24 protein-coding genes are annotated in these 23253 nt (G+C 71.7%); 11 read left to right on the top strand and 13 right to left on the bottom strand.

The window, feature by feature from the left end; genetic code table 11:
* Positions 1–47: 47 nt before the first annotated feature.
* Both ACFKCF_RS30090 and ACFKCF_RS30085 read left to right on the top strand, forming a co-directional pair.
* Entirely contained in the window at positions 48–2240 is a 2193-nt protein-coding gene (locus tag ACFKCF_RS30090) for a hydantoinase/oxoprolinase family protein (protein WP_394498632.1), read from the top strand.
* The gene (locus ACFKCF_RS30085) at positions 2225–3925 is read left to right on the top strand and encodes a hydantoinase B/oxoprolinase family protein (RefSeq protein WP_394498631.1); all 1701 of its coding nucleotides are present in this window, start codon (positions 2225–2227) and stop codon (positions 3923–3925) included. The genes ACFKCF_RS30090 and ACFKCF_RS30085 overlap by 16 nt, the downstream gene beginning before the upstream one ends.
* Here ACFKCF_RS30085 and ACFKCF_RS30080 read toward each other — a convergent pair.
* From ACFKCF_RS30080 to ACFKCF_RS30035, 10 genes are all read right to left on the bottom strand, one after another.
* Positions 3883–4461: a Uma2 family endonuclease gene (locus ACFKCF_RS30080; protein ID WP_394498630.1), complete on the bottom strand. Its 579-nt coding sequence runs from the start codon at positions 4459–4461 to the stop codon at positions 3883–3885. The genes ACFKCF_RS30085 and ACFKCF_RS30080 overlap by 43 nt on opposite strands.
* Positions 4462–4524: 63 nt before the next feature.
* Positions 4525–5163, bottom strand: a complete 639-nt coding sequence (locus tag ACFKCF_RS30075; protein WP_394498629.1) for an adenosylcobinamide amidohydrolase — start codon at positions 5161–5163, stop codon at positions 4525–4527.
* A complete protein-coding gene (locus tag ACFKCF_RS30070; protein WP_394498628.1) occupies positions 5160–5933 on the bottom strand; it encodes an ABC transporter ATP-binding protein in 774 nt (257 codons plus the stop codon). Before ACFKCF_RS30070 ends, ACFKCF_RS30075 begins: the two co-directional genes overlap by 4 nt.
* On the bottom strand, positions 5930–6964 hold the full coding sequence (locus ACFKCF_RS30065) for a FecCD family ABC transporter permease (protein ID WP_394498627.1): 1035 nt from the start codon (positions 6962–6964) through the stop codon (positions 5930–5932). Before ACFKCF_RS30065 ends, ACFKCF_RS30070 begins: the two co-directional genes overlap by 4 nt.
* Before the next feature lie 2 nt (positions 6965–6966).
* A complete protein-coding gene (locus tag ACFKCF_RS30060; RefSeq protein WP_394498626.1) occupies positions 6967–7923 on the bottom strand; it encodes an ABC transporter substrate-binding protein in 957 nt (318 codons plus the stop codon).
* A gap of 198 nt (positions 7924–8121) precedes the next feature.
* Positions 8122–8979, bottom strand: coding sequence for a Gfo/Idh/MocA family protein (locus ACFKCF_RS30055; protein ID WP_394498625.1), 858 nt, complete (start codon positions 8977–8979; stop codon positions 8122–8124).
* Between the two features lie 199 nt (positions 8980–9178).
* Positions 9179–10021: an SDR family NAD(P)-dependent oxidoreductase gene (locus ACFKCF_RS30050; protein WP_394498624.1), complete on the bottom strand. Its 843-nt coding sequence runs from the start codon at positions 10019–10021 to the stop codon at positions 9179–9181.
* Complete coding sequence (locus ACFKCF_RS30045) at positions 10018–11220, bottom strand: cytochrome P450 (protein WP_394498623.1); 1203 nt, start codon at positions 11218–11220, stop codon at positions 10018–10020. The genes ACFKCF_RS30050 and ACFKCF_RS30045 overlap by 4 nt, the downstream gene beginning before the upstream one ends.
* A complete protein-coding gene (locus ACFKCF_RS30040) occupies positions 11217–12173 on the bottom strand; it encodes a phosphotriesterase (RefSeq protein WP_394498622.1) in 957 nt (318 codons plus the stop codon). Before ACFKCF_RS30040 ends, ACFKCF_RS30045 begins: the two co-directional genes overlap by 4 nt.
* The gene (locus ACFKCF_RS30035) at positions 12166–12948 is read right to left on the bottom strand and encodes a phytanoyl-CoA dioxygenase family protein (protein ID WP_394498621.1); all 783 of its coding nucleotides are present in this window, start codon (positions 12946–12948) and stop codon (positions 12166–12168) included. The genes ACFKCF_RS30040 and ACFKCF_RS30035 overlap by 8 nt, the downstream gene beginning before the upstream one ends.
* A 96-nt stretch (positions 12949–13044) precedes the next feature.
* On the opposite strand from ACFKCF_RS30035, the gene ACFKCF_RS30030 reads away from it, so the two are divergent.
* The 3 genes from ACFKCF_RS30030 to ACFKCF_RS30020 all read left to right on the top strand — a co-directional run bounded on the left by ACFKCF_RS30030 (position 13045) and on the right by ACFKCF_RS30020 (position 15337).
* The gene (locus ACFKCF_RS30030) at positions 13045–13689 is read left to right on the top strand and encodes a hypothetical protein (RefSeq protein WP_394498620.1); all 645 of its coding nucleotides are present in this window, start codon (positions 13045–13047) and stop codon (positions 13687–13689) included.
* Positions 13690–13793: 104 nt separating this feature from the next.
* Positions 13794–14714: a TIGR03621 family F420-dependent LLM class oxidoreductase gene (locus ACFKCF_RS30025; protein ID WP_394498619.1), complete on the top strand. Its 921-nt coding sequence runs from the start codon at positions 13794–13796 to the stop codon at positions 14712–14714.
* Positions 14715–14752: 38 nt separating this feature from the next.
* Positions 14753–15337 carry a histidine phosphatase family protein gene (locus ACFKCF_RS30020; RefSeq protein ID WP_394498618.1) on the top strand — a complete coding sequence of 195 codons (585 nt, stop codon included), beginning with the start codon at positions 14753–14755 and terminating at the stop codon, positions 15335–15337.
* Between the two features lie 115 nt (positions 15338–15452).
* Here the strand turns inward: ACFKCF_RS30020 and ACFKCF_RS30015 are convergent, their stop codons facing one another.
* Positions 15453–17870, bottom strand: coding sequence for a helicase-associated domain-containing protein (locus ACFKCF_RS30015; RefSeq protein WP_394498617.1), 2418 nt, complete (start codon positions 17868–17870; stop codon positions 15453–15455).
* 80 nt (positions 17871–17950) lie between these two features.
* Positions 17951–18454: an ATP-binding protein gene (locus ACFKCF_RS30010; protein WP_394498616.1), complete on the bottom strand. Its 504-nt coding sequence runs from the start codon at positions 18452–18454 to the stop codon at positions 17951–17953.
* A 369-nt stretch (positions 18455–18823) separates the two neighbouring features.
* Between ACFKCF_RS30010 and ACFKCF_RS30005 the strand changes: the two genes are divergently transcribed.
* From ACFKCF_RS30005 to ACFKCF_RS29980, 6 genes are all read left to right on the top strand, one after another.
* Positions 18824–19645 carry a helix-turn-helix transcriptional regulator gene (locus ACFKCF_RS30005; protein WP_350741585.1) on the top strand — a complete coding sequence of 274 codons (822 nt, stop codon included), beginning with the start codon at positions 18824–18826 and terminating at the stop codon, positions 19643–19645.
* Positions 19646–19882, top strand: a complete 237-nt coding sequence (locus ACFKCF_RS30000) for a DUF397 domain-containing protein (RefSeq protein ID WP_394498615.1) — start codon at positions 19646–19648, stop codon at positions 19880–19882.
* A gap of 88 nt (positions 19883–19970) precedes the next feature.
* A complete protein-coding gene (locus ACFKCF_RS29995; RefSeq protein ID WP_394498614.1) occupies positions 19971–20228 on the top strand; it encodes a hypothetical protein in 258 nt (85 codons plus the stop codon).
* Between the two features lie 43 nt (positions 20229–20271).
* Positions 20272–21030 (top strand): hypothetical protein, encoded by a 759-nt coding sequence (locus ACFKCF_RS29990; RefSeq protein WP_394498613.1) that lies wholly within the window; start codon positions 20272–20274, stop codon positions 21028–21030.
* A 20-nt stretch (positions 21031–21050) separates the two neighbouring features.
* Entirely contained in the window at positions 21051–21932 is an 882-nt protein-coding gene (locus tag ACFKCF_RS29985) for a maleylpyruvate isomerase family mycothiol-dependent enzyme (protein WP_394498612.1), read from the top strand.
* On the top strand, positions 21932–22195 hold the full coding sequence (locus tag ACFKCF_RS29980) for a sigma factor (RefSeq protein WP_394498611.1): 264 nt from the start codon (positions 21932–21934) through the stop codon (positions 22193–22195). The genes ACFKCF_RS29985 and ACFKCF_RS29980 overlap by 1 nt, the downstream gene beginning before the upstream one ends.
* Before the next feature lie 25 nt (positions 22196–22220).
* Here ACFKCF_RS29980 and ACFKCF_RS29975 read toward each other — a convergent pair whose 3' ends face one another.
* Positions 22221–23231, bottom strand: coding sequence for an ABC transporter substrate-binding protein (locus ACFKCF_RS29975; RefSeq protein ID WP_394498610.1), 1011 nt, complete (start codon positions 23229–23231; stop codon positions 22221–22223).
* Positions 23232–23253: the final 22 nt, after the last annotated feature.

Here is a 23253-nt window from a genome sequence, read left to right as displayed (position 1 = left end):
AGACCGCCACATAGACAAGCGCTTGCTAGGGGGCATAACGTACCTGGGTGGGCTACACGATCGGCGTAGATGTCGGTGGCACCTTCACCGATGTGGTCCTTGGAGGCACGTCCGGCGCGATTGCCGTGGCCAAATGTTTGAGCACCCACTACGACCCCATCGCGGGCATCGTGGCCGGCGTTACGCGCGCGCTCGGCGACCGCGACCCCGCGCAGGTCAGGCGGGTCGTCCACGCGACGACGCTGGCCACCAACGCGGTGCTCGAACGCAAGGGGGTCCGGGTCGCTTTTGTCACGACTCAGGGCTTTCGCGCCGCCGTCCCGCTCGGGCGCTACGCGCGGGTCGAGGAGGACCGCTACGATCTGCGCTTCTCGCCGCCGCCTCCGCCGGTGGCCGCGGGCGACTGCTTCGAGGTGGTGGAACGCGTCTCGGCGCGCGGCGCCGTGCTGACGCCGCTGGACCTCGATTCCGTACGCCGGGCCGCCGCGGCGATCACCGCTCGCGGCATCACGTCGGCGGCCGTCTGCCTGCTGCACTCGTACGCCAACCCGGCCCATGAGCGGCAGGTCGCCGAGATCCTGCGTGAATCGATCCCGGACGTGGTGACCTCGTCGGAGATCTGGCCGGAGATTCGCGAGTACGAGCGCGCCACCACCACCATCATGTCCGCATATATCGGCCCATTGATGGCTTCGTACCTTTCGCAGCTCCGGGAACGGCTGGCCGAGATCGGGATCCGCGCGCCCGTCCACGTCATGGAGTCGAGCGGCGGCGTGATCTCCGCCGAGCTGGCCGCCCGGCGCGCGGTGGCCACCATCGAGTCGGGCCCCGCGGCGGGGGTGCTGGCGGCGGCCGGGACCGGGTTCCCGAACGTGATCTCGTTCGACATGGGCGGGACCACCGCCAAGGCGTGCGTCGTGCGCGGCGGGACGCCCGAGATCACGAACGAGTTCCACGTCGGCGGCAAGGGCAGCTTCGGCGGCCGGCGGGCGGGCACCGGCGTGCCCATCAAGACCCCGGCCATCGACCTGGCGGAGGTGGGGGCGGGCGGGGGCAGCGTCGCCTGGCTCGACGCGGCCGGCGCGCTCCGCGTCGGCCCGCACTCGGCGGGGTCCTCCCCCGGGCCCGCCTGTTACGGCCTGGGCGGCTCCGAGCCCACGGTCACGGACGCGAACCTGGTCCTCGGCTACCTCTCCTCGGCCTCCCTTCCCCTGACCCCGGACCTGGCCGCCAAGGCCCTCGACCGGCTGGCCTCGCCGCTCGGGGTGTCCCGGGAGAAGGCCGCGTACGCCGTGCACGAGATCGTGAGCGCCTCGATGGCGTCGGCGGTGCACGTGGTCACGGTGCAGCGCGGCATCGACCCGCGCGGCTTCACCCTGGTCGCCTTCGGCGGCGCCGGTCCCATGCACGCGGCCCGGGTGGCGGAGCGCTTCGGGATCGGGACGGTGGTGGTGCCCGCGCACTGCGGCGTCGCCTCGGCGGCCGGACTCCTGAGCGGCGCCCTGTCCACGGACCGCGTCCTGTCCCGCCTGGACGCCCCCGACCCCTCCGCCGTCTTCACCTCCCTGGCCGCCGACGCCGCCGCCGACCTGGGCGTCTCCCCTTCGGACCCCGGGGTGCGGGTGTCACGGTCGGTGGACGTCCGCTTCAAGGGCCAGTCCCACGATCTCACCGTCGAGTGGACGCCTTCCCGCGAGGTGCTGGCGTCCCGCTTCTTCGCACGGTACGAGGAGGTGTACGGGATCGCCCAACGGGGCGAGATCGAACTGGTCAGCTACCGCATCCGCCTCACCGCCCCACCCCCCGACACGCACCCCCTCACCGCCCCACCCCCCGACGCCCACCCCCTCTCCCCCAGCTCGCACCACCGCTTCGGCGCCGGTGCGGCGGGAGGCGGTGCGGCGCGCACGGCGCCCAGCACGGCGACACCGAGCGCAGCCACCGGTGGCGCGACTGCCGGGAGCAAAGCGGCCGGGGACGAGGCGGCCCGGGGCGAAGCGGCCGCGAGCGAAGCGGCGGTCTCCGTGCCCCGGGCGAGGCGGGCGTATTTCCCCGAGACGGGCGGTTACGCCGACGTTCCCGTCCACACCAGGGACACCATGGCCGGCCGCCCCCTCCATGGCCCCGCGATCATCGAGGACGCCGAGTCCACGATCGTCGTCCCGCCCGGCTGGAACGCCACCCTCGCCGAGACCCGCGCCGTCCACCTCACCAGGAGCACCACATGCCCGACCTCCTGACCGCCGAGGTGCTCAGGAACGCGTTGGTCGTAGCGGCGGAAGAGGCCAGCATCGTGGTGGTCCGCTCCGCGTACTCGACGTTCATCGTGGAGGGCTCGGACGCCTCGGCCGCCGTCCTCGACGCCCGGGGCCGGCTGATCGCCCAGTCCATGGCCACCACCCTCATGAACAGCATGGCGCTCAAGGTGGCGCTCCCCGAGCTCCTCAAGGACATCCCCCCGGACCGGATGAGCCCGGGCGACGTGTACGTGCTCAACGACGCCTACCGGGGCGGCGTGCACACCAACGACCTGCTCGTCTACCGCCCGGTCTTCGTCAACGATGCCCCGGCGTACTTCACCGCCACCATGATCCACGTCTCCGACCTGGGCGGCCTCTCGGCGGGCGGCATGGCCCCGCTGGCGACGGACATCTTCCTGGAGGGCCTGCAGCTCCCCCCGGTGCGCCTGGTCACCGAAGAGGGCCTGGATCCGACGGTGGAGGCCGTCCTGCGGGCCAACAGCCGTACCCCGGACAAGGTCATGGGCGACGTGCGGGCCCTGGTGGCCGGGACGGCGGTGGCCGCCACCCGGCTGGAGACCCTGGTCGGCGAGTACGGCGCGCAGGGCCTGAGCGCGGGCGTCGACGACTACCTGGACTACACCGAGGCGAGAACCCGGGCGGCGCTGGCCGAGCTGCCGACGGGCCGGTTCGAGGCGGCGTACCCGATCGATGATGACGGCATAAATCCGGAAAAATCGCATGAAATCCGGGTGGCGATCACCCTCGGCGACGAACGGGCCGTGCTGGACTTCGCGGGCACCGGCCCGCAGGTCCCGGCCGCGATCAACGCCTCGGCCTCGCAGTCGCTCGCCGCCGCCGTCTTCGCCGTCCGCTGCTTCCTGGACCCCACGATCCCCATGAACGACGGCTGCCTGCGGGCCATCGACGTACGCCTCCCCGAGGGCTCCCTGCTCAACGCCCGCTCCCCCTACCCGTGCGGCGGCCGGTACGTCCCGATCTACGCCGCCATGGAGGCCGTCTTCCAGGGCATGTCCGACGCCGTCCCCGAGCGCGCCATCGCCCCCAGCGGGATCCTGCAGCCGTTCTCGATCGCCGCCGTCGGGGCGCCGTACTGGATCCACCTCTCCTACGACTTCGGCGGCGTGGGCGCCCGCCGGGGCCTGGACGGCCCGGACGCCACGGGCGTGCACTTCGGCATCGGCCGCAACTCGGTGCCGCAGGCGGAGCCGGTGGAGAGCCGCTGCCCGCTGATCGTCGAGTCCGTCGAGACCATCCCGGACTCGGGCGGCCCCGGCCGGTTCCGCGGCGGGCTGGGCTCGCGCACGGTCTACCGTTTCCTGGCCGACTGCCACGTCACGACCCGCGGCGACCGCCTCCGCCTCCCGCCCCCCGGCCGTGACGGCGGGCTGCCGGGGCGGCTCGGCGGCTTCTTCAAGCGCCACCTGGACGGGACGGTGGAACGGCTGGCCTCCAAGGTCAACAATGTGCGGTTCGCGACGGGGGAGGCGTTCATCGTGGAGACGACGGGCGGCGCCGGCCTCGGCCCACCGTCCGAACGGGACCCGGAGGCGATCCTGGCCGACCTGGAGGCGGGCCGCGTCACGCCCCAGGGAGCGGCGGAGGACTACCGCTTCGAAGCTCAGTCGTCGATCAAGTCGGCGGGGTCGAAGCTGACCGGGTAGGGCAATGACAGGCTTACCACGGTCCCCGCCTTGTGGGCTGTCGGCGCCTTGTATGCGTCACCGTCAAGCTCGTAGACGTAGAGTGTCGGACCTTCGCTGGGCTCGATGCGCCAGTAGATGGGGATGCCTGCCGCAGCATACGCCTCAGTCTTGAGGCCTCTGTCACGAGCCTGGGTGCTCGGGCTGCCCACCTCCACAGCCAGCAGGACATCGCTGGGGGTGAACATCAGTCCTACCGCCTTGGCTCTGGCTCTCGGCACCACGACGATATCGGGGATGTAGAGGTCCTTGTCCGACGCGCGCACATTGACGGTCGAATACACCTTCAGATCTGGCGGCGCAGCTTGGTGCAGAATCGTCTGCAGAAGGAAGATCACGTCCTGGTGTAGGGGACTGGGGGCAGGGCTCACTACTAGGCTCCCGTTGAAGAGCTCGTAACGATTCCCGTCGTCCGGGAGTTTGAGCAGGTCGTCGACTGTGTATGGCGGCGCAGGAAGGACAATCTTGCGCCTCGCGGTCGGTTCGATCGTCGCCATTGCGGTCACCCACCCAGTATCGGGAAGCTCGCTCTCGCCCACATGCTACTTGCCCAAATCTCATCACTTAAAGTCACGAGGTCGCCACGCCTCGGCGCCCTGGCGGACGGCCGCGTGGACGGCGCGGGCCGCGCGGGCGCCCCACTCCGAGCGGGGCCCGCCGAACAGCTCCGCGGGCCCCTCCGCCGGCACGGCCACGCAGACCGCGTCCGAGGCCGTGCCCGTGCACGGGAAGCCCGCCTCGATCAGCGCCTGGGACTTCGCCTCCGTCACCGTCATCACCACGTTGACCAGGGCCGCGTCCGTCATGGCGACCGGCAGCACGGTGACGATGTTGATGGTCCCCACCCGCATCGGCGCCAGCTCCGGGTCCGCGGCCCCTTCCGGGGCGGCGGCCCAGGTCGGGACGCGCAGGCCGACGGTCGCGTACGCCTCCACGCCGCCGTCGCAGGCCTGGACGCGGCGGTCGACGGAGGCGGCGGTCAGCATGCCGACGCCGTCCCCCTCCGGACCTAACGACAGCAGGTGATCGACGGGGTCCATCCGTGAGTACCCGGCCACCACCTGGGCGTTCAGCACCCACTCGCGCGGGCCGATCCCGCCGCCGAGCAGCGCGGAGGAGATCATCCGCCAGCCCGGCCCGAACTCCCACAGCAGCGCCCCGAGCCGCGCCCCGTCCTCCACCCGATACGTGAGCTTCATGGCCCTCCCCTGACGAGGTGCACGACGGGCCGGCCGTCCGGCCCCGGCTCGATCTTGACATGGGCGTCGAAGTGCCGTCCCACCAACGGCTCGGTGAGCACCTGGGCGGGCTTGCCGGAGGCCACCGCGCGCCCGCCGGCCAGCAGGAGCAGGGAGTCGGCGTAGAGTCCGGCGACGGTCAGGTCGTGCAGGGTGGTGACGACGGTCAGGCCGTCCGCCCGCCGCAGCCGGTCCACCAGCTCCAGCACCTGCTGCTGGTGCCCGAGGTCGAGCGCCGTCGTGGGCTCGTCCAGCAGCAGTACGGGCGCCTCCTGGGCGAGCGCCCTGGCCAGCACCACGCGCTGGCGCTCGCCGCCGGACAGCTCCCCCGCGGGCCGCATGGCGAGCGCGGTCAGGTCGAGCCGTTCGAGCACGCCGGCGGTGACCTCCCGGTCGTGCGCGCTCTCCCGGCCCAGGTAGGGGATGTACGGGGTGCGCCCGAGCAGCGCGTAGTCGAAGACCGTCATGTCGGGCGGCAGGGCGGGGCTCTGGGGGGCGTAGGCCAGCAGGCGGGCGCGTTCGCGGGGCTTGAGCCGGGCCGCCGGCCGGGAGTCCACCGTGACCTCGCCCCGGTGCGCGACGAGGCCCATGACGGCCTTGAGCAGGGTGGACTTGCCCGCCCCGTTGGGCCCGATGATCGCCAGCCACTCGCCGCCGCGCACCTGGAGCGAGACGTCGGACACGACCTCGCGGTCGCCGAGCCGTACCGAGAGCGCCTGAGTGCTGATCACGTGGCCGTCCGCCTGGTCATGCGCAGGACTCCGACGAAGAACGGCGCCCCCACGAACATGGTCACCACCCCGATCGGCAGCTCGGCGGGCGCGATCACCGTACGCGCGATGAGGTCGGCCAGCACCAGGAACGCCCCGCCGCCGATCAGCGAGAGCGGCAGCACGATCCGGTACGAGCCGCCCGCCAGCCGCCGCACGATGTGCGGGATCACGATGCCCACGAACCCGATCAGCCCGCTCACCGCGACGGCCGCCGCGGTGGCCAGGGAGGCGGCCAGCAGCACGGTGAGGCGCACCCTGGCCGCCCGCACGCCAAGGCTGGTGGCCTCCTCGTCGCCCACGGACAGCACGTCCAGCATCCGCCCGTGCAGCAGGAGCAGCACGGCCGAGACGGCGGCGTACGGCAGCACCAGCCAGAACTGGTCCCACCCGCCGCCGACGTCGCCGAGGATCCATGAGTAGACGCGCTGCAGCTCCTCGACCTTGAACTGCTGGATGAACGTCTGGATCGCGGTCAGGAACGAGGTGACCGCCACCCCGGCCAGCACCAGCGTCGCGGTGCCGCCGGAGCGCCCGGCGGTGTTGCCGAGCGTGTACGCGAGGAACACCCCGCCCACGGCCCCGAGGAAGGCCGCGACGGGGATGCTCGCGCCCGACTCCGGCAGCAGCACGATGGCCACGGTCGTCGCCAGCCCGGCCCCGGCCGCGGCGCCCAGCAGGTACGGGTCGGCGAGCGGGTTGCGGAACACGCCCTGGTAGCCCGCCCCCGCCATGGCCAGCAGCCCCCCGACCACCGCGGCCACCAGCACCCGCGGCAGCCGCAGCTCGAACAGCAGCCCCTGCTCGACCGGCGCGAGCCCGGAGTCCACGTGCACGTACGGCAGCCAGTCCACGGCCTGCAGCACCACCTGCCAGGGCGAGATGTCGGCAGCGCCGTCCAGCAGCCCGGCGATCATGCAGGCGGCCAGCACGCCCAGGGCGCACGCGATCCAGAGTGGTCTGGCCCTGGACGGGCCGGCCGGCGCCGCCATGATCAGCCCTTGGCCCCGGCCTTGGCGACCGCGGCGCCGATGGACTCGGCGAGCTGGACGACGCGCGGCCCCCAGCGGGAGGCCAGGTCGTCGTCGAGCTGGATCACCTGGTCGTTCTTGATGGCCGACAGGCCCTTCCAGCCGGGCCGCTTGGCCAGGGTGTCCTTGCTCTGCTGGCAGCACTTGACGTCGCCGAGGAAGATCATGTCGGGGTCGGCCTGGGCCACGAACTCGGCCGACAGCTTGGGATAGCCGCCCGCCTGGTCGGGGGCCTTGTCGGCGATGTTGGTGAGGCCGAACAGGCTGTAGACCTGGCCGATGAACGTCTTGGACGTCGCCGCGTACGGCGTCTGGTCGAGCTCGTGGTAGTACGTGAGCTTCTTGTCCTTGGGCGCCTCGGCGGCCAGTTTGTCCATGGCCGTCTTCATGCCGGAGACGACCTCGTCGGCCTTGGCCTTGTTGCCGGTGGCCACGCCGATCTCGGCGATCTCCTCGTACGCCTCGTCGAGCTTGGTGGCGGCGGGTTCCAGCAGGACGGGCACGTTCACCTTGCCCAGCTCGGCGACGATCTGGTCGATGTCGTTGGAGACGATGACCAGGTCGGGCTTCTGGGCGACGATGGCCTCGACGTTCGGCTTGAAGCCGGACAGGTCGGTCTTGGGGGCCTCGGCGGGGTGGTTCGACTGGTCGTCCACGGCGACGACCTGGGGGCCCGCGCCGATGGCGAAGAGCGTCTCGGTGTGGGTGGCCGAGAGGGAGACGATCCGCTCGGGCTTCTTGGCGAGGGTGACCTTGCCGTTGCCCGCCTCGACGGTGACGGGGAAGCCCGCTGCGGAGGCGGGGGCGGAGGAAGCGCTGGGGGCTGCGGACGGGGTGGCTGTGGTGCCGGTCTGGCCGCACCCGGCCAGGATCAGCGTTCCCAGCATCGCGCCCGCGAGGGCCGTACGTCGGGGCCTCACGAGTAGTCCTTTCACTGTCGGAACCGAGAGACCCGCGTTTGCGCGACGGATCACCCTTTTCCACGAGGGTTGATGACGTCAGCGCAGAGGCAGGCGACCTGGCTATGACAGTTGCGGGACAGCGCCGGACTCGCACCGGACTTCGCTGCGACCCTGCGCATCGGACAAACGCTATCAATCCTCCGGATGCCCGCGCCGTCAAGGGGCCAGTTGTGACTCCGCCTCGGCGATGATCTCCTGGAGCCGGAGCCCGTGGGCGGCGTCGAGCGGGTGGCCACCGCCGTGCCGCACGGTTGCGGCGAACTCCTCGGCGATGACGTCCAGGGGGTCGTCGTCGAAGTGCGGGAGCACGGCGCTGCCGGTGCGGCCGTACACGGCGAACGTCGGGGGCGGCAGGTCGCTGACGGCGGTCATGCACAGGGACGCCTCGGAGACCGCGCCGCCCTCGTGCTCGAGCAGCAGGCCGGTCCAGCCGAGCGGGTTGCCGTGCGCGCGCACGCCGGTCACCGGGCCGAGCGCGGCGCCCAGCAGGTCGATCACGTGCGGGCCGACGTCGAGCAGCACGCCGCGCTCCAGCCGCCAGGGGGTGGCGAAGGGGTGGTCGCCGAGGAGGGTGCCGGAGATGTTGGCGGCGTGGCCGCCGAACGGCTGGATCTCGGCGCACCGGGCGAGGAAGGTGCGGGTCTGGACGGCGTAGCGCAGGGTGAGCACCAGCTGAGAGGCCACACCCGCCTCCGCGACGGCCTCGGCCAGGCGCCGCGCGCCGTCCAGCGTGTCCGCGAGGGGCTTCTCCAGCAGCAGCGCCTTGCCCGCGCGGGCGGCGCGGGCGGCGAGCTCGGCCTGGACGGCGGGCGGCACGCAGAACGCCACAGCCTCGCAGGCGTCGAACAACTCCTCGACGCGCTCGAAAACCGGCGCTCCGAGCCGGGCGGCGGCCTCGGGACGGCGGGCCCACACCCCGGCCAGCCGCGTGTGCGGCCCCTTGGACAGCATCGGCGCGTGCGCCATCTCGGCCCACGGGCCCGCTCCGACCAGCCCGACCGCTACCGGCTCCATGGGACCTCCCCTGCTCGCCGACCGTATGGGGAGGATCTTCCCACATCGCAGCAGGACGGCCGGTTGGCTCGATGGGCGGGCGCCCCGCGCGGCACCCGCCCATCGGCGTCGGTGGGCCCACCCAGTCAGTGGGCCCAGTCAGTGGGCCCAGTCAGTGGGCCCAGTCAGTGGGCCCAGTCAGTGGGCCCAGTCAGTGGGCTCAGTCGGTAGGCACGTCGTTCAGGTCGCGCCAGCGCTGGACGGCGTGCTGCGGGCGGTGGGCCAGGGTGCCGGAGTCGATGGTCAGGGTCTGACCGGTGATGCAGCGGGCCTCGTCGGAGGCGAGGAAGCACACGAGGTTCGCGACGTCGTCCGGGGTGCACGGCCACGGCAGCAGCCGTTCCGCGGCCTTGTCGGCGAGTTGCTCCTGGTTCAGGGCCCGCTGGGCGGCCTGGGTGAGGACGAGGGCGGGGGCGACGGCGTTGCAGCGGACGCCACGGGAGCCGTACATGGTGGCCACGAACCGGGTGAAGCCGATCAGGGCCGCCTTCGAGGCCCCGTACGCGGCGTGGACCTCGTCCCCGACCAGCGCGGACACCGACGACATGAGGACGATGGCGCCGCCGTCCGGCATGGCGGGCACCGTGTGCTTGACCATGAGCATGGCGCCGCGCAGGTTGACCTCCATCGTGCGGTCCCAGACCCCGACGTCGAGGGAGTCGAGGTCCCGGTCGCGGCCGTAGACGCCGGCGTCGAGCGCGGCGGCGTTGGAGTGCAGGACGTCCACCCGGCCGAACGACGCCACCAGGGCCGCGACCGCCTCCTCCACCTGCTTCTCGTCGGAGACGTCGCAGGTCAGGGCCATGGCCGTGCCGCCGTGGGCGCGGATGGCGGCCGCGGTGGACTTCGCCCCGGCCGCCCGGAGGTCCAGGACGCCGACGCAGGCGCCCTCGGCGGCCAGCCGCGCCGCGCAGGCCGCGCCGATGCCCGAGCCCGCGCCCGTCACCATCGCGACCCGCCCGTCGAACCGGCCTGAGGGCCCGCCCGAGGTGTTGGCGCTCACCACTCCACCGCCAGGGACGTCAGGCCGCGGCCGACGATCGACTTGCGGTGGGCGACCGGCGCGCCGGGGACGAGCCGCAGACCGGGCAGGCGGCGGCCGAGCACGTCGAGCGCGGTGCGCAGTTGCAGGCGGCCGAGCGCGGCGCCGACGCAGAAGTGGATGCCGTAGCCGAAGACCATGTGCTCGGCGGCGTTCAGCCGGTCGATCAGGAAGCTCTCCGGCTCGGGGAAGACGCTCTCGTCGTGGGCGGCGGAGTCGGTGGAGAGCAGGACGAGGGCGCCCGCCGGGATCGTCACGCCGTGCAGGAGGAGGTCGGTCACGGCGTAGCGGAACGAGCCCAGCGACGCGCCGTCGATGCGCATGCACTCCTCGGCGGCGTTCGCGACCAGCTCGGGCGGCACCGGCCAGGCGCCCTCGCGCAGCAGGCGCAGGACGGTGTTGCCGAGCTGGTTGGGGACGGTGTCGTTGCCGCCGAGCAGGATCGTGGAGATCAGCTCGACGACCTCGCGATGGGTCAGCTCCGCGCCGATCAGGGAGGTCATCAGGGACGTGAAGTCGTCCTGAGGATCCTTGGCCCGGGAGGCGACCAGGCGGTCCACGTAGTCGAGGTAGGTCAGGAAGCTGTCGGCGAGTTCCAGCTGGCGCTGCGGCGGCTGCGGCGACAGGAAGAGCTGGAACCAGTCCTTGACGTGCGCCTGCACGAACGCCTCGTCGGCCTCGGGCACGCCGATGAAGCGGGCGGTCAGCTTGATCGACGGCTCGTGGCCGATCTCGCCGACGAAGTCGGCGCTCTTGCGCGGCTCCACGCGGTCGAGCAGGTCCTCGTTGAGCCGCCGGAACTCCTGCTCCATGGCCGCCACGGCGCGCGGCGTGAACGCCTTCGACACCGACCGGCGCAGGCGCGTGTGGTCGGGCGGGTCCACGTTCGCCACGAAGCTGGACAGGAACGAGCCGTGCTCGCCCAGCTTCTCCCTGGTCTCGCGGGTCAGGCTGCGGGAGATCGTGAGCGAGCCCTTGGAGGAGAAGCGCCGCGGGTCGCCGTAGGCCGCGCGCACGTCGGGGTAGCGGGTCAGGACGTACGCGCCCAGGTGCTCGCTGCGGAAGACCGGCCGCTCCTCGCGCAGCCGGCGGAGGAAGTCGTACGGGGCGGCGACGTGCCAGTCCGCGCTGACGTCGAAGTCCTCAATGTCCTCGATCATGCGAAGATCCTCCGCGGGTTGTCGACGAGCATCTGGTGGACCTGGTCGTCCGTGACGCCCCTCTTGCGGAGCTCGGGCACGACGTCGCGGGGGACGTGGAGAAGGTGGTAGTTGGGGTGGCGCCGCCGTACGACGTCGGCGTCGAAGCGATCATTGAAGCAGTACGAGTCGTGACTTAAGACCATTTTTCCGGCGTGTCCGCGCTCGCACATCTTCGCCACTATCTCCACGCGGTCCTCGAACGGGCTGATCGTCTCGATGCCGAAGCGGTCCATGCCGAGGTAGGAGCCGTTGGCGATCAGCTCCTCCAGGTAGGCCACGTCGGTGGAGTCCCCGGCGTGCCCGATGACCACCTTGCTCAGGTCCACGCCCAGCTCGCCCAGGAGACTCTGCTGTTCGAGGCCGCCCCTGGAGGCGCTGTGGGAGTGCGTGGTGATCGGTGTGCCGGTCTCCAGGTGCGCCTGCGCGACCGCCCTGAACACCCGCTCGCAGCCCTTGGTCATCCCCAGGTGGTCGGAGGCGCACTTGAGCATGGCCGCCTTGACGCCGGTCCGGCCGATCCCCTCGACGATGTCACGTACGAAGAACTCGGCCAGCCGGTCCGGTCCCCCGAACAGCGATCCCGGGCCCCGGTTGGCGAAGTACGGCGGCAGCGCGTCGTAGGTGTACAGGCCGGTGGCGGCCACGATGTTCACGCTGGTCAGCTCGGCCACGCGCTGGACGGCGGGGACGTACCTGCCGAGCCCCGGCACGGTCAGGTCCACGATCGTGTCGATGCCCTCGGCCTTGAGCGCGTCGAGCTTGGCCGCCGCCTCGCGCGCCCGCGTCTCGAGGTCCCATCCCTCGGGGATGTCCGGCCAGTTCCACAGGATCTCGGGGCTCAGCCCGAAGACGTGCTCGTGCATGAGCGTCGCCCCCAGCTCGGCCACCGGCCCCCGCACGGTCTCAGGCATCCGGGCCTCCGGGGCTCACGCAGGGGAACCTCTCGTGCTCGAACGGCCGGTTGACCTCGAGCCCGAGCCCGTCGGTCTGCCGGTAGGGCAGGCCGGTGTAGAGGGCGTCGGCGTCGAAGTACGTGACGGTGAACGACAGGCGCGGGCTGTCGCGGCGGTTGGCGGGCGCGCCGTGCACGGTCAGGGCGTGGTGCACGGTGGCGTCCCCCGCCTTGAGGTCGAGCGGCGGCGACAGCTCCAGCTCCTTGAGCCACGGGTGCTGGGTGAGCTGGTCGTCCCCCGGCCGGGTGAAGCTGCGGCCGAGCAACCCGTACCGGTGCGAGCGGTCGTAGAAGCGCAGCGACCCCATGTCGGCGGGCACGTCGGCGAGGGCCAGCCAGACGGTCAGCATGGCCGAGCGGTCCATCGGCATCCACGGGAAGTCCTGGTGGAACTCGGTCGCGCCGTGCTCCCCCGCCTCCTTGACCAGGAGGTTGGTGACCTGGACGCGCACGGCCCGGACGCCGCGCAGCAGCCGTACGGCGTTGCGCCCCATCGCGGGGCTCGACGTCAGCGCGCCGAACATCTCGTCGCTCGCCGCGATGTCCCTCGACTGCCCGAACGCCTCGTCGACCAGCGACTCGTGGCTCCGCGACCGGCCGTTCAGGAAGCCGGTGGCGCGTTCGCGCAGGGCCGCGGCGGTGCCCGGGTCGATCAGCCGGCCGAGCCGCACCCAGCCGTGCTCATCGAAGAACGCCGCCTCGTCGTCCGTCACCTGGCGCACCGGGATCTCCATGCCCACAGTCTGGCACCTGAGCAAGCGCTTGGTAAACCCGCGATTTGAGTATCCCTTACTCATGCGCGCCCCGCCCCGCGGGCTCACCCTCGGGGCATGACCACCGTTGAGACGACCTCCTCCACCACCGGCTTCACCCGCACCGCGATGATCGCCTGCGCCGTGATCTCACCGCTGACCGTCGCCCTGACACTCCTGCTCGCCCCGTTCGACGCCACGGCCGAGGGCGAGCCGTACATCCGCGCCATCGTCGCCAACCTCGACGCCTACGCGCTCTGGAGCTGGGTCGGCGCCCTCGGCGCCGCCACCCTCATCCCCGCGATCTTCGCGGTGAGCAAGGTGGCCCGGTCGGGACGGCCCGTGCTGGGACTGGTGGGCATGATCCTGGCCTTCACCCTGGCCCTGCCCATCAGCATGACCTCCGACGACGCCATCTACGCGGCCGCCAAGGCGGGACTCGACGTGCCCACCACGAACCGGCTCGTCACGGAGCTGAACGAGGGCACGCCGACCTCGATCCTCGGGTTCGCGTTCTTCCTGAGCCTGCTCGGGTTCGTGCTGCTGGGGGTCGCCGCCCTCCGCAGCGCCGCGCCGAAGTGGGCGGCCATCACCATGATCGTGGCGCCGCTCCTCATCCCGGTCCCCTGGTTCGCCGGGCTCCCGGACACGGCGGGCGGCGTGGCCTGGCTCGTCTTCACCGCCGCCACCACCGGCATCGCCCTCGCCCTCCCCTCCCGCTGACCCGCCCGACTCGCGCAAACGCAGGTGCCCCCCACCCGGCCACGGGAGGAGGACGCCGCCGGGCGTTCACGCGTACAGTGTCGCCCAAGCGCTTGCTCAAGAGCATGGGAGGCATCGTGCGGCGGTTCAGGTTCGGGGCGGTGGTGCGGGAGGCCGGGTCGGGCGAGGCGTGGGCGGAGAAGGCGCGGCGGCTCGAAGCACAGGGGTACGACGTCCTTCTCGTGCCCGACCATCTCGTCGGCCCCCGGTTCGCCCCCATCGCCGCGCTGACGGCGGCCGCGTGCGCCACCACCAGGCTGCAGGTCGGCACGCTGGTGTTCGCCAACGACTTCCGGCATCCGGCCGTGCTGGCCAAGGAGGCGGCCACGCTCGACCTGCTGTCCGGCGGGCGGCTGGAGGTCGGCATCGGGACCGGGTGGATGGCGCGCGACTACGAGGGGGCCGGGCTGGCGCTGGAGCCGCCGGGGGTGCGGGTGGAGCGGCTGCGGGAGGCCGTGGCCGTGCTCAAGGGGCTCTGGGGGGACGGGCCGTTCAGCTACCAGGGCAAGCACTACCGCATCGACGGGCTCGACCAGCGGCCCAAGCCGGTACGTAGGCCGCGCCCGCCGATCGTGCTCGGCGGCGGCGGCCCACGCATGCTGCGACTGGCGGCCGAAGAGGCCGACGTCGTGAACATCGGGATGCGCGTCCGGCCGGACGGGAGCGGGCCCGACGACCAGGACGGCGGGCTGGCGGCGTTCCTGAGGAAGCTCGAGATCGTGCGCGAGGCCGCGGGCGCGCGCTATGACGCGCTGGAGCTGGGGACGAGCGTGGTGCAGGTGGGCGAGCGGAAGGCGGAGGAGGCGTGGAGCGCGGCCGACAGCTCGTCGCTCGGGGAGACGCCGCAGGTCCTGCTCGGGACCCGCGCCGACGTCATCGCCAAGCTCCGCTACTGGCGGGATGAGCACGATATTTCGTATTTCGTGGTGCATCACGAGCGTGACCTGGACGCCTTCGCCCCCGTCGTCGAGGAGCTCGCCACCTGACGCCGGGCCGGAACCGGGCATACCCGATGATGGACTCCATGGAAGAGATGCTGCTGCTCCGGCACGGTGAGACCGAATGGAGCAAGGCGGGTCAGCACACCGGACGTACGGACCTGCCTTTGACGGAGCACGGCGAGGACCAGGCCAGGGCGTTGGCGCCGCTGGTCAAGGGGCAGTCGTTCGACCTGGTGCTGGTCTCCCCCGCCCGGCGCGCACGGCGTACGGCCGAGCTGGCCGGCCTGACCGGCTACGAGGTGGACCCGGACCTGTGGGAGTGGGACTACGGCGGCTACGAGGGGATCACCACGCCGAAGATCCGCGAGAGCCACCCCGGCTGGTACCTGTGGCGGGACGGCGTGATCCCCGGCGACGCCGAGCACCCCGGCGAGAGCGCCGAGCAGGTGGCCGCCCGCGCCGACCGGGTGATCGAGCGGGCCAGGAAGGCCGGAGGGCGGGTGGCGCTGGTGGCGCACGGGCACTTCCTGCGCGTGCTGGCCGCCCGCTGGCTGGGCCTCGGGCCCGAGGAGGGCAGGCTGCTGAAGCTGGACACGGGCACGTACTCGCGGCTCGGCTACGAGCACGCCGAGCCCGTGCTCCTGACCTGGAACGCCCCGATCGTCTGAACCCGGCCCGGCCCCGGCGCCGGCCTGGCCTGGCCTGGCCTGGCCTGGCCTTGGGACCGAAGCCGGCCCCTTGGGACCGAAGCCGGCCCCTTGGGACCGAAGCCGGCCGGAGGCGCTAAAGAGCTCCCCTGACCTCGACGATCTCGGCGAGGGGGAACTCGAGGTAGTCGCCCGCCTCCTCGCACCACGCGTCCAGCGCGCCGCCCTTGAGCTCGCCGTGGCTGATCGTGGCGGTCAGCCCGTCGGTGAGTGTGATGCCGGCGCGCACGCCCCGGTCGACCACGAACCCCAGCAGCGACTGCTGGGCCGTCGGCAGCCTGGTCGCCATCCTGCCGATGATCGCCCAGGTGCGGCCGTTCCTGCCGTCCTCGGTGCGGCCGGTGGAGACCAGGCGGCGGGCGTGCTCGTACGGGTCGGGGGTCGGCTCGGCGAGCATGTAGGGCACCTCCAGCTCCGCGAGGCCGGGGAACTCCGACAGCTCGGCCACCTGGCCGCCCGGCAGCAGGGTCAGCTTGCCGTTCGGCGGCTCCTCGGGCCTGGCGCGGTGAATGGTGATCTGGCCGGTGTCGGCCACGGGCACCGGGGAGTAGCCGACCTCGCGCAGCGCGGCCAGCGTGCGGTCGGCCGGCGCGGCGCTCACGAGCACGGTGGGCGCGAGCAGCCGCAGGCCCAGCCGGCCCAGCCGCCGGTGGGCGGCGATCTCGGCCAGCAGCGCGGGGTCGCCGGCCTGCACGACGCATCCGACGGTGGTGACGGTGACCTCGCCGTGCCTGCGCGCGGTGTCGCGGACGAGGTATTCGAGCGGCTGCGGGATCGTGCCGACCCCGGCCAGCTCGTCGAGCAGGGCGTCGGCGTCGTAGCCGTGGTCGAGCGCGCGGCGCACGCTCTCGGTCGTGAACCGCCACACCGAGGCCGCGCCCCGCGACTCGCGGTCGGCGGCCCGGTCGAGCAGCGCCGCCAGCTCCGCCGAGGGCGGCCCGGTCACGACCGCGGTCAGGTCAGGGCCGAACAGCGCGCTCCTGCGCACGCTCGCCAGCGCCCTGGTGGCCGCCTCGGCCAGCTCGGGGTCGTGCTCGACCATGGGCACGGCGTCGTCGTTCTCGTCGCCCGGCCCGGCGGTGAGCCCGGCCAGCGCCCGGCCGAGGTCGGTGATCGCGTTGTTGGCCAGCAGGCCCAGCAGTGTCGCCTCGTCGAGCACGGCGGGCGCGCAGGCCAGCAGCAGCTCCAGGTCGAGCAGTGGCGCGTGCCAGTGGACGTTGGCCACGAGGCTGTCGCGGTCGGCGAACGCCGTGCCCGCGGGCAGGCCGGCCAGGACCGGCAGCACGGCCCTGCGGATCCTGGCCACCGCGCTGCCCGAGGGGTCGTCGCCGAGCACGGTGCCGTACTTGCCGTCGACCTTGCGCAGCGACGAGCGCTCCATGCGCCACCAGGCCGCCAGCAGCACCCGCAGCCGCGCCGAGCCCTCGTCGAGCCGCCACCGGTCGAAGCGCTCGGTGGGGATCATGCCGCCCGACTGCTCGTCCCAGGCCAGCAGCCTGGCCACCGTGCAGACCTCCAGGAGCAGCCGCGTCTCGTCCTCGTCGCAGCCGGTCTCCTTGGCCACCCTGCGCACCTCGCGCACGCCCACACCGCCGGCCTTGAGCAGGGGCAGCGGCGTCTTTGCGGTGTTGTCGAGCAGGGCCGCGCACCGCTCGACCACGTGCGGCGCGGCCAGCGTCATGAGATGGTCGACCTCCTCGGGGTCGACCGGGATCGTGGCCACCTCGGGGGCCTGCGGCCGGAAGGCCGGGTGGTAGCCGGGGCCGCGCAGGCAGATCGCCACCTCGCGGGGGATCTCCGCGACGTGCCAGCTCGGGCGGAAGAGCAGGCCGTGGTCGGCGCACCACTTCTCCGGCGTGCCGGGGGTGACGAACCGGCCGCCGTCGACGTTGAGCGCCGGACCCTGCCAGGCGAACCGGTCGAGCAGCGGGATCGTGCCGTCGGGCGCGCCGCGCAGCAGCGCGTTGACGCGCTCGCGGTCGGCGAGCGCCTCGGTGACGCGGGTGATGACGCGGCGCTTGTGGCCGTGGGAGGACAGACCGAGGTTGCGGGCCAGCGCGTGCAGCGCGTCGTTGCCGATCGACCAGGAGTTGACGTAGTGGTCGAGCGGCTCGCCCAGGCCGAGCGGGGCGGACCACCAGCGGGCGACGCCCTCCGCGAGGTGGATGACGCCGTCGTCGCCCGGCCAGCCCAGCGCGTGGTCGTAGAGGTGCTCCAGCCAGTGGGTCACCTCTTCGACCGGCGCGTCCACGAAGCCGGCCAGCCGCTCGGGCGTGGGGCGGGTCATGGCCAGGGCGGCCTCGGCAAGCTGCAGGCAGGGCAGCGGCAGGGCCCGCAGGGTCTCCATCACGGCGAAGCCGTTGCTCAGCCGCTGGGCCAGGGTGTCGAGCCGCCGCGGCCAAGGGGCGGCGATGGCGTCGGGCCTGTTGGCCAGGATGCGGCCCAGCCTGTCTTCGTTCAGTTTTCGCAGCCAGCCGAGCAGGTGATCTTCCATCTGTGAGCAACTCTCATGGGGTCGCACGCGGGGACTCACCGTGAGCCATGAGCATCCACGGTAATGCAGATCACCCCCGGTCAGGAGAGGACTGCCCAGACGATCTTCCCGTGAGGTGCAAGTGCGGACCAGCCCCAGCGGAGGCTGAGTGATTCGACGATGTGGAGTCCGAGGCCGCCGGTGTCAAGGGGGCCAGGGTATCGCAGCACCGGCACCGATGAGCCGGGATCGGTGAATGCGCTGGTCACGAGGGGGCCCCGGCGGACGAGGGACATGTGGACGGGGCGCTGGCAATAGGGCTCGTCCAGATGCAGGCCGTGGCGCAGCGCGTTGGTGGCGAGCTCTGAGACCACCAGCTCCATGTTCTCGATCAGCTCGGCGAGCCCCCAACCCGACAGCGCGCCGGCGGTGAAGCTGCGGGCCGAGTGGACCGAGGCGGGGCTGGGCGGGAGCACGAACGTGGCGCTCGCGGACGGGCCGGGGACCAGCAGATCGCGGGCCGCCTCCGGCCACCAGCCGACCGGAGGCCACCAATCGAACGTGGTCCACAGGCCGGGCGCCGTGGTGGATTGCACGGTGATCATTCTGCGACAAATCCTCGTGCAGGTGCAAGAGCGAATGCACGTGCAGACAACCCGTGCAGGCGCTACGGTTGCCCTCAAATGGTCAATATGGGGGAAAGGGGATCTTGTCCGCGGCCCATGATCTTTCGGCCGTGAAGTGACAGACTGTATGTGTATACCCCGCAACATGCGGTGGGCCGCCGACCGCAGCCCGCCGTAAGTGCAGACTCCGCTACTTGTGGCGGTCCGCTGGACGCGGCCCACCGCGGGTGCATACTCCGCTACTTGCGGTGGACGGCCGAACGCCGCCCGCCGCGTCGCAAGGAAACGAACAAGGAGCAGCACGTGTCCATTGATCCGCCCGGTTCTGGTTCGACCGTACGGCGCATCATGCTGGGGGCGAGTCTCAGGCGCCTGCGTGAGGCCAGCGGGCTCGACCGTGGACAGGCCGGATTCCACATCCGGGCGTCCGAGTCCAAGATCAGCCGGATGGAGCTCGGTCGGGTCGGTTTCAAGACACGTGACGTGGAAGACCTGCTCACCCTGTACGGCGTCGTCGACGATGCCGAGCGCCGTGCCCTGCTGGAGATGGTTCGCGAGGCCAACACCCCCGGGTGGTGGCACAAGTACTCGGCCGAGCTGCCTTCATGGTTCACCACTTACGTGGGCCTGGAGGAGGCCGCCGAGATGATCCGCACCTACGAGGTGCAGTTCGTGCCCGGTTTGTTGCAGACTGCCTCGTATGCGCGATCGGTATTCCAGCTTGGCAATCCCGGTCTGAGTCCGGACAAAATCGAACGCCGCGTGCATATGCGCATGCAGCGTCAGGAGCGCTTCACCCAGAAGGACGGACCCCGCCTGTGGGCCGTCATCGACGAGGCGGCGCTCAAGAGGACCATCGGCGGGCGGGAGGTCATGGCGGAGCAGCTCCAGCATCTGCTGGAAGTGGCTGCCCTTCCCAACATCACCATTCAGGTGATGCCCTTCAGGTTCGGCAAGCACGCCGCTGAAGGGGGCGCGTTCAGCATCTTGCGGTTTCCCGAGTCCGACTTGTCGGACGTTGTCTACGTCGAGCAGCTCTGGGGTGCCCTGTACCTGGACAAACGCGAGGACATCGACCCGTACCTCACGGCCATGGAGCAGTTGTGCGTGGAGAGCACCACGCCAGGGGGCACCGTCGAGCTCATCGGCGGTCTTCTCAGAAAGATGTAGATGAACCAGACCTACAACGGCATGCCCGCGGCGAACCTGAAGCAGGTCGCCTGGCGCAAGAGCCGCTACAGCAACTCGCAGGGCAACTGCGTGGAGCTCGCCGAGCTTCCTGACGGGGGGATCGCGGTCCGCAACTCGCGCTTCCCCGACGGCCCTGCCCTCATCTATACCCGCGACGAGATCCGGGCCCTGGTGCTCGGGGTGAAGGACGGAGAGTTCGACGGCCTGCTCGTTTAACAGCCTTGTAACCTCCGGCGCACCCGCTTAACGGGGGTGCGCCGGAGGCTTAACAGCCCGGCCTTCTGTTGCCGAGAGGATCAGGGTCATGCTCGACCAGATGACCCTGTATCCGATCGCCGACGACGTGCTGTTCGCACCCGGCGGCAAGGTCGTGATCCGCACGTATGGAGTGGCTCCCGCCACCACGGGAGGCTCCGTCTCCTACCGGACCTGGGTGACCGGCATCCGCGACCAGCCGCGGTACTGGCACTGGGGCCACTTCGAGGACGCCGCCTCCGGGCACCGCAGGGTCCTGGAGTGGCTCACGGGGCGGGGGCCGCAACCTTCCCAAGCGCTGAGCTGATCGCTATCCTCATGCCAAGCAACCGCTTGGTAGAGGAGGCGTGGTGCGGCGCGCGATCCACCTGATCGAGGAGGTCGACTTCCGGCCGATGAACTCCAGGAAGCCCCTGGAGTACCTCACCTGGCTGACCCGCTACAAGCGCGAGGACGAGAGCCGCGGCGCGCCCTCGCTCACCTCCGGCATGTCCATCAGGTCCCGCGAGATCGACCTGGTGGGCGCCTTCTACGCCGTCGGCATCACCGGCCATCCGCAGTTCAAGGCCGTCACGCTGTGGGACTGCCACGGCGGATGGGACGGCGGCTGGCGGCAGATGATGGAGATCTATCAGGGCGTCGACGAGCGGCTCTTCCTGTCCGACATCGACGACCTGCGCTTCTCCGCCTTCTCCCGGCCCCTCGGCGCCGCGCCCGGCTGCCCGCCGCTGTCCGAGGCGCCCGCCGCCGAGCTCTACCTCTTCGAGAGCGCCCGGGTACGCCCGGGGGCCGCCCTCGACTACCTGCACGCGGTGCGCACCGAGCGGGCGCCGCTGCTCGCCGAGCACGGCCACGCCCTGGTCGGGCTGTACGAGGTGCTGTTCTGCGACACCGAGGCCGTCACCGTCTGGGCCGTCTCCCTCGACGACCACCTGGCCACCCAGCGCGCCCGCGACGCCGCCCTGGGCCTCGATGACGAGGTCGCGCCCGATTCCCGGCTTCTGGGCTGGAGCAAACGGGCTCGCGACTATCTGGAAGGCCCCTGGCGTGAGACGCTTCTGGCACCGTTCCCCGGTTGCCGCCTGGCGCCGGAGGTCCCGCCGGGTTAGCGTCGGCTGCGGAGGTGGCCATGACGGACTCCTACCTCTCCAACGGGCAGAGCCCCGACGAGCACGTCGCCGCGTGCCCCGACTGCCGCGCCGCCATCGCGCTGCTCGACCATCCCGACCCGGCCGCGGAGCCGCCGCCCACGCTGCGCGAGGCGGTGCTGTCCAAGGCGCGCCGCCGCCGCAGCCCGGCCGTCATAGGCGTGTCGTCGGTGGTGGTCCCGTACGCCGAGCAGGTCGCGCTCATGGACGACCTGCTCGCCGAGCTGAGCGGGCCCCAGTGGGACGCCCCGATCGCCAAGCACGGCACGGTCAGGGAGCTGATGGAGCACCTCGCGGCCAACGACGCGACCGTGGCCCGGTTCATGGGCGTGCGCGGCATGACCGGCCTGCCGGTGCACCGGCGCTGGCGCGAGCAGGCCGGCGGCCTCCTCGAACGGATCTCCGCCGGCAGCGAGGTGCTGCTCGGGGTCGAGGTCGCGCTGGCGGGGGCGCGGCCGGCCCGCGCGCCGCTGCGCCAGGCCCTGATCCAGCGCACGTTCGAGACGTGGACGCACGCCGACGACATCAGGGCCGCCACCGACCGCTCCCAGGCGCCGCCGCGTCCCGAGCACGTGCACATGATCGCCGAGTTCGGGCTGGCGCTGCTGCCGCGGGCCATGCGGGAGCCGCGCCGCGACGTCTCGGCCACCGTCGTGCTGACCGGGCCGGGCGGCGGCACCTGGACGATCCCGCTGTCGCCCACCTCCGGCCACGTCGCCGTGCTGGTGTCGGCCGGCGCGGTGGACTTCTGCCGGCTGCTGGCCAACCGCCGGCCACCCGGCTCCTTCCCGTACGCCGCCGAGGGCGACGCCGCCCTCGCCCGCGACATGATCGCCGCCGCCGCGACGCTGGGGTGCGATTGATGAGCGATGTGGAGCTGTGCACGCGCTTGACGGCTGGTGACCTGGACGCGCTGGCCGATGCCTACGACCAGCACGGATCGTTCGTGTACGGGGTCGCCGTCAAGGTCACCGGCAGCCGGGCGCACGCCGAGGAGATCACCCAGAACGTGTTCACGGCCCTGTGGGAGCAGCCGCTCTCCTACGACCCGGCACTCGGGTCGCTGCGCGGCTGGCTGGTCAGCCGTGCCATGCACGAGTCGGCCGTGCGCTCGAAAGTCAGCTGATCGGGGCATCGCGCTGATCGCCCGGTCAGATTCGGTGTGCCTTCTTCAGGTTGGCCACCAGCCCCTCGAGGAAGGCCGCGTAGCCCTGGTAGCTGTAGGGCGCCTCGGCGTTCCACGGGTAGAGCTGGCCGGCCTTGACCGCGGGGAGCTTGGCGAAGGTGGGCTTCTTCATCATCTCCTCGGGCTTGAGCGACTGGGTGCGGGTGTCGTAGAGGATCACGTCGGCGTCGTACTCGTCGGCGTTCTCCCAGCTCAGCGTCTGGAAGAAGCCGCCCTCGTCCACCTTCGAGGGCTTGACGACGTCGAGGCCCGCGTCCATCAGGTGCACGATGTCCGGGTACTCCGGCGGGTTGACCACCCACATCGCGTCGGGGCCGCCGGACATCATGAGGATCTTGAGGTCCTTGAACCGGGCGAGCTCCTTGGTGGCGGCCTCCATGCGGGCCTTGGCCTCGGGCACGCCCTGCATGTCGGCGCCCAGCGACTTGGCCAGTTCCTCGTACTTGCCGATCACCTGGGTGGCGCTGCGGCCGGTCAGCATGATGCCCGCGGTCGGGGCGACCTGCTCGATGGTGTCCTTCGACTTCTCGGGCACGTACCAGAGGGTGCCCTTGATGTACATGCTGCTGACCAGGAGGTCGGGCTGGAGCGCGATGTACTGCTCGACGTTGAACTCGTCCCACACGTTGCCGAGGCCCTGGACCTTGGTGATGTCGACGTTGCCGACCTGCGGGTCCTTGGAGCCGTCCTTGAGCTTGTGCGGGCCGAAGACGGCGACGGGGCGCACGCCGAAGTCCCACAGGGCGGCGGCGGCGCCGACCTGGGCGACGATTCTGGACGGGGTCTTGGGCTGCTCGGCCTTCTTGCCGCGGTCGTCGGTGAACGTCCAGCTTTGTGCGGAGGGGGCCGGAGCGGTGGGGGCGGGGGCGGACCCGCCGGTGGCCGGCTCGCCGCCGCACGCCGCCAGTGTCAGGGCTGCCGCGAGGCCCGCGGCGGACGCCAGAAAACCCCTGCGAGGCAGAACCGGTCCCGACATGTACATCTCCTAAGGTTAGGCT

The sequence above is a fragment of the Nonomuraea sp. JJY05 genome, from assembly GCF_043496855.1.
GTDB lineage: Bacteria > Actinomycetota > Actinomycetes > Streptosporangiales > Streptosporangiaceae > Nonomuraea.
The sequence above is the reverse complement of the archived record's forward strand: the minus strand, read 5'-3'. Positions and strand labels throughout refer to the sequence as shown.

Bases quoted from the DNA above. Each gene is read 5' to 3' on its own strand.
- ACFKCF_RS30035 (WP_394498621.1), bottom strand. From the start codon at position 12,948: ATGGAGATCCCGGTGCGCCAGGTGACGGACGACGAGGCGGCGTTCTTC.
- ACFKCF_RS29980 (WP_394498611.1), top strand. From the start codon at position 21,932: ATGAGCGATGTGGAGCTGTGCACGCGCTTGACGGCTGGTGACCTGGAC.
- ACFKCF_RS30005 (WP_350741585.1), top strand. From the start codon at position 18,824: ATGCTGGGGGCGAGTCTCAGGCGCCTGCGTGAGGCCAGCGGGCTCGAC.
- ACFKCF_RS30025 (WP_394498619.1), top strand. From the start codon at position 13,794: ATGGGAGGCATCGTGCGGCGGTTCAGGTTCGGGGCGGTGGTGCGGGAG.
- ACFKCF_RS30000 (WP_394498615.1), top strand. From the start codon at position 19,646: ATGAACCAGACCTACAACGGCATGCCCGCGGCGAACCTGAAGCAGGTC.
- ACFKCF_RS30075 (WP_394498629.1), bottom strand. From the start codon at position 5,163: ATGAAGCTCACGTATCGGGTGGAGGACGGGGCGCGGCTCGGGGCGCTG.
- ACFKCF_RS29995 (WP_394498614.1), top strand. From the start codon at position 19,971: ATGCTCGACCAGATGACCCTGTATCCGATCGCCGACGACGTGCTGTTC.
- ACFKCF_RS30010 (WP_394498616.1), bottom strand. From the start codon at position 18,454: ATGATCACCGTGCAATCCACCACGGCGCCCGGCCTGTGGACCACGTTC.
- ACFKCF_RS30040 (WP_394498622.1), bottom strand. From the start codon at position 12,173: ATGCCTGAGACCGTGCGGGGGCCGGTGGCCGAGCTGGGGGCGACGCTC.
- ACFKCF_RS30085 (WP_394498631.1), top strand. From the start codon at position 2,225: ATGCCCGACCTCCTGACCGCCGAGGTGCTCAGGAACGCGTTGGTCGTA.
- ACFKCF_RS30020 (WP_394498618.1), top strand. From the start codon at position 14,753: ATGGAAGAGATGCTGCTGCTCCGGCACGGTGAGACCGAATGGAGCAAG.
- ACFKCF_RS29985 (WP_394498612.1), top strand. From the start codon at position 21,051: ATGACGGACTCCTACCTCTCCAACGGGCAGAGCCCCGACGAGCACGTC.
- ACFKCF_RS30030 (WP_394498620.1), top strand. From the start codon at position 13,045: ATGACCACCGTTGAGACGACCTCCTCCACCACCGGCTTCACCCGCACC.
- ACFKCF_RS30080 (WP_394498630.1), bottom strand. From the start codon at position 4,461: ATGGCGACGATCGAACCGACCGCGAGGCGCAAGATTGTCCTTCCTGCG.
- ACFKCF_RS30015 (WP_394498617.1), bottom strand. From the start codon at position 17,870: ATGGAAGATCACCTGCTCGGCTGGCTGCGAAAACTGAACGAAGACAGG.
- ACFKCF_RS29975 (WP_394498610.1), bottom strand. From the start codon at position 23,231: ATGTCGGGACCGGTTCTGCCTCGCAGGGGTTTTCTGGCGTCCGCCGCG.
- ACFKCF_RS30065 (WP_394498627.1), bottom strand. From the start codon at position 6,964: ATGGCGGCGCCGGCCGGCCCGTCCAGGGCCAGACCACTCTGGATCGCG.
- ACFKCF_RS30045 (WP_394498623.1), bottom strand. From the start codon at position 11,220: ATGATCGAGGACATTGAGGACTTCGACGTCAGCGCGGACTGGCACGTC.
- ACFKCF_RS30055 (WP_394498625.1), bottom strand. From the start codon at position 8,979: ATGGAGCCGGTAGCGGTCGGGCTGGTCGGAGCGGGCCCGTGGGCCGAG.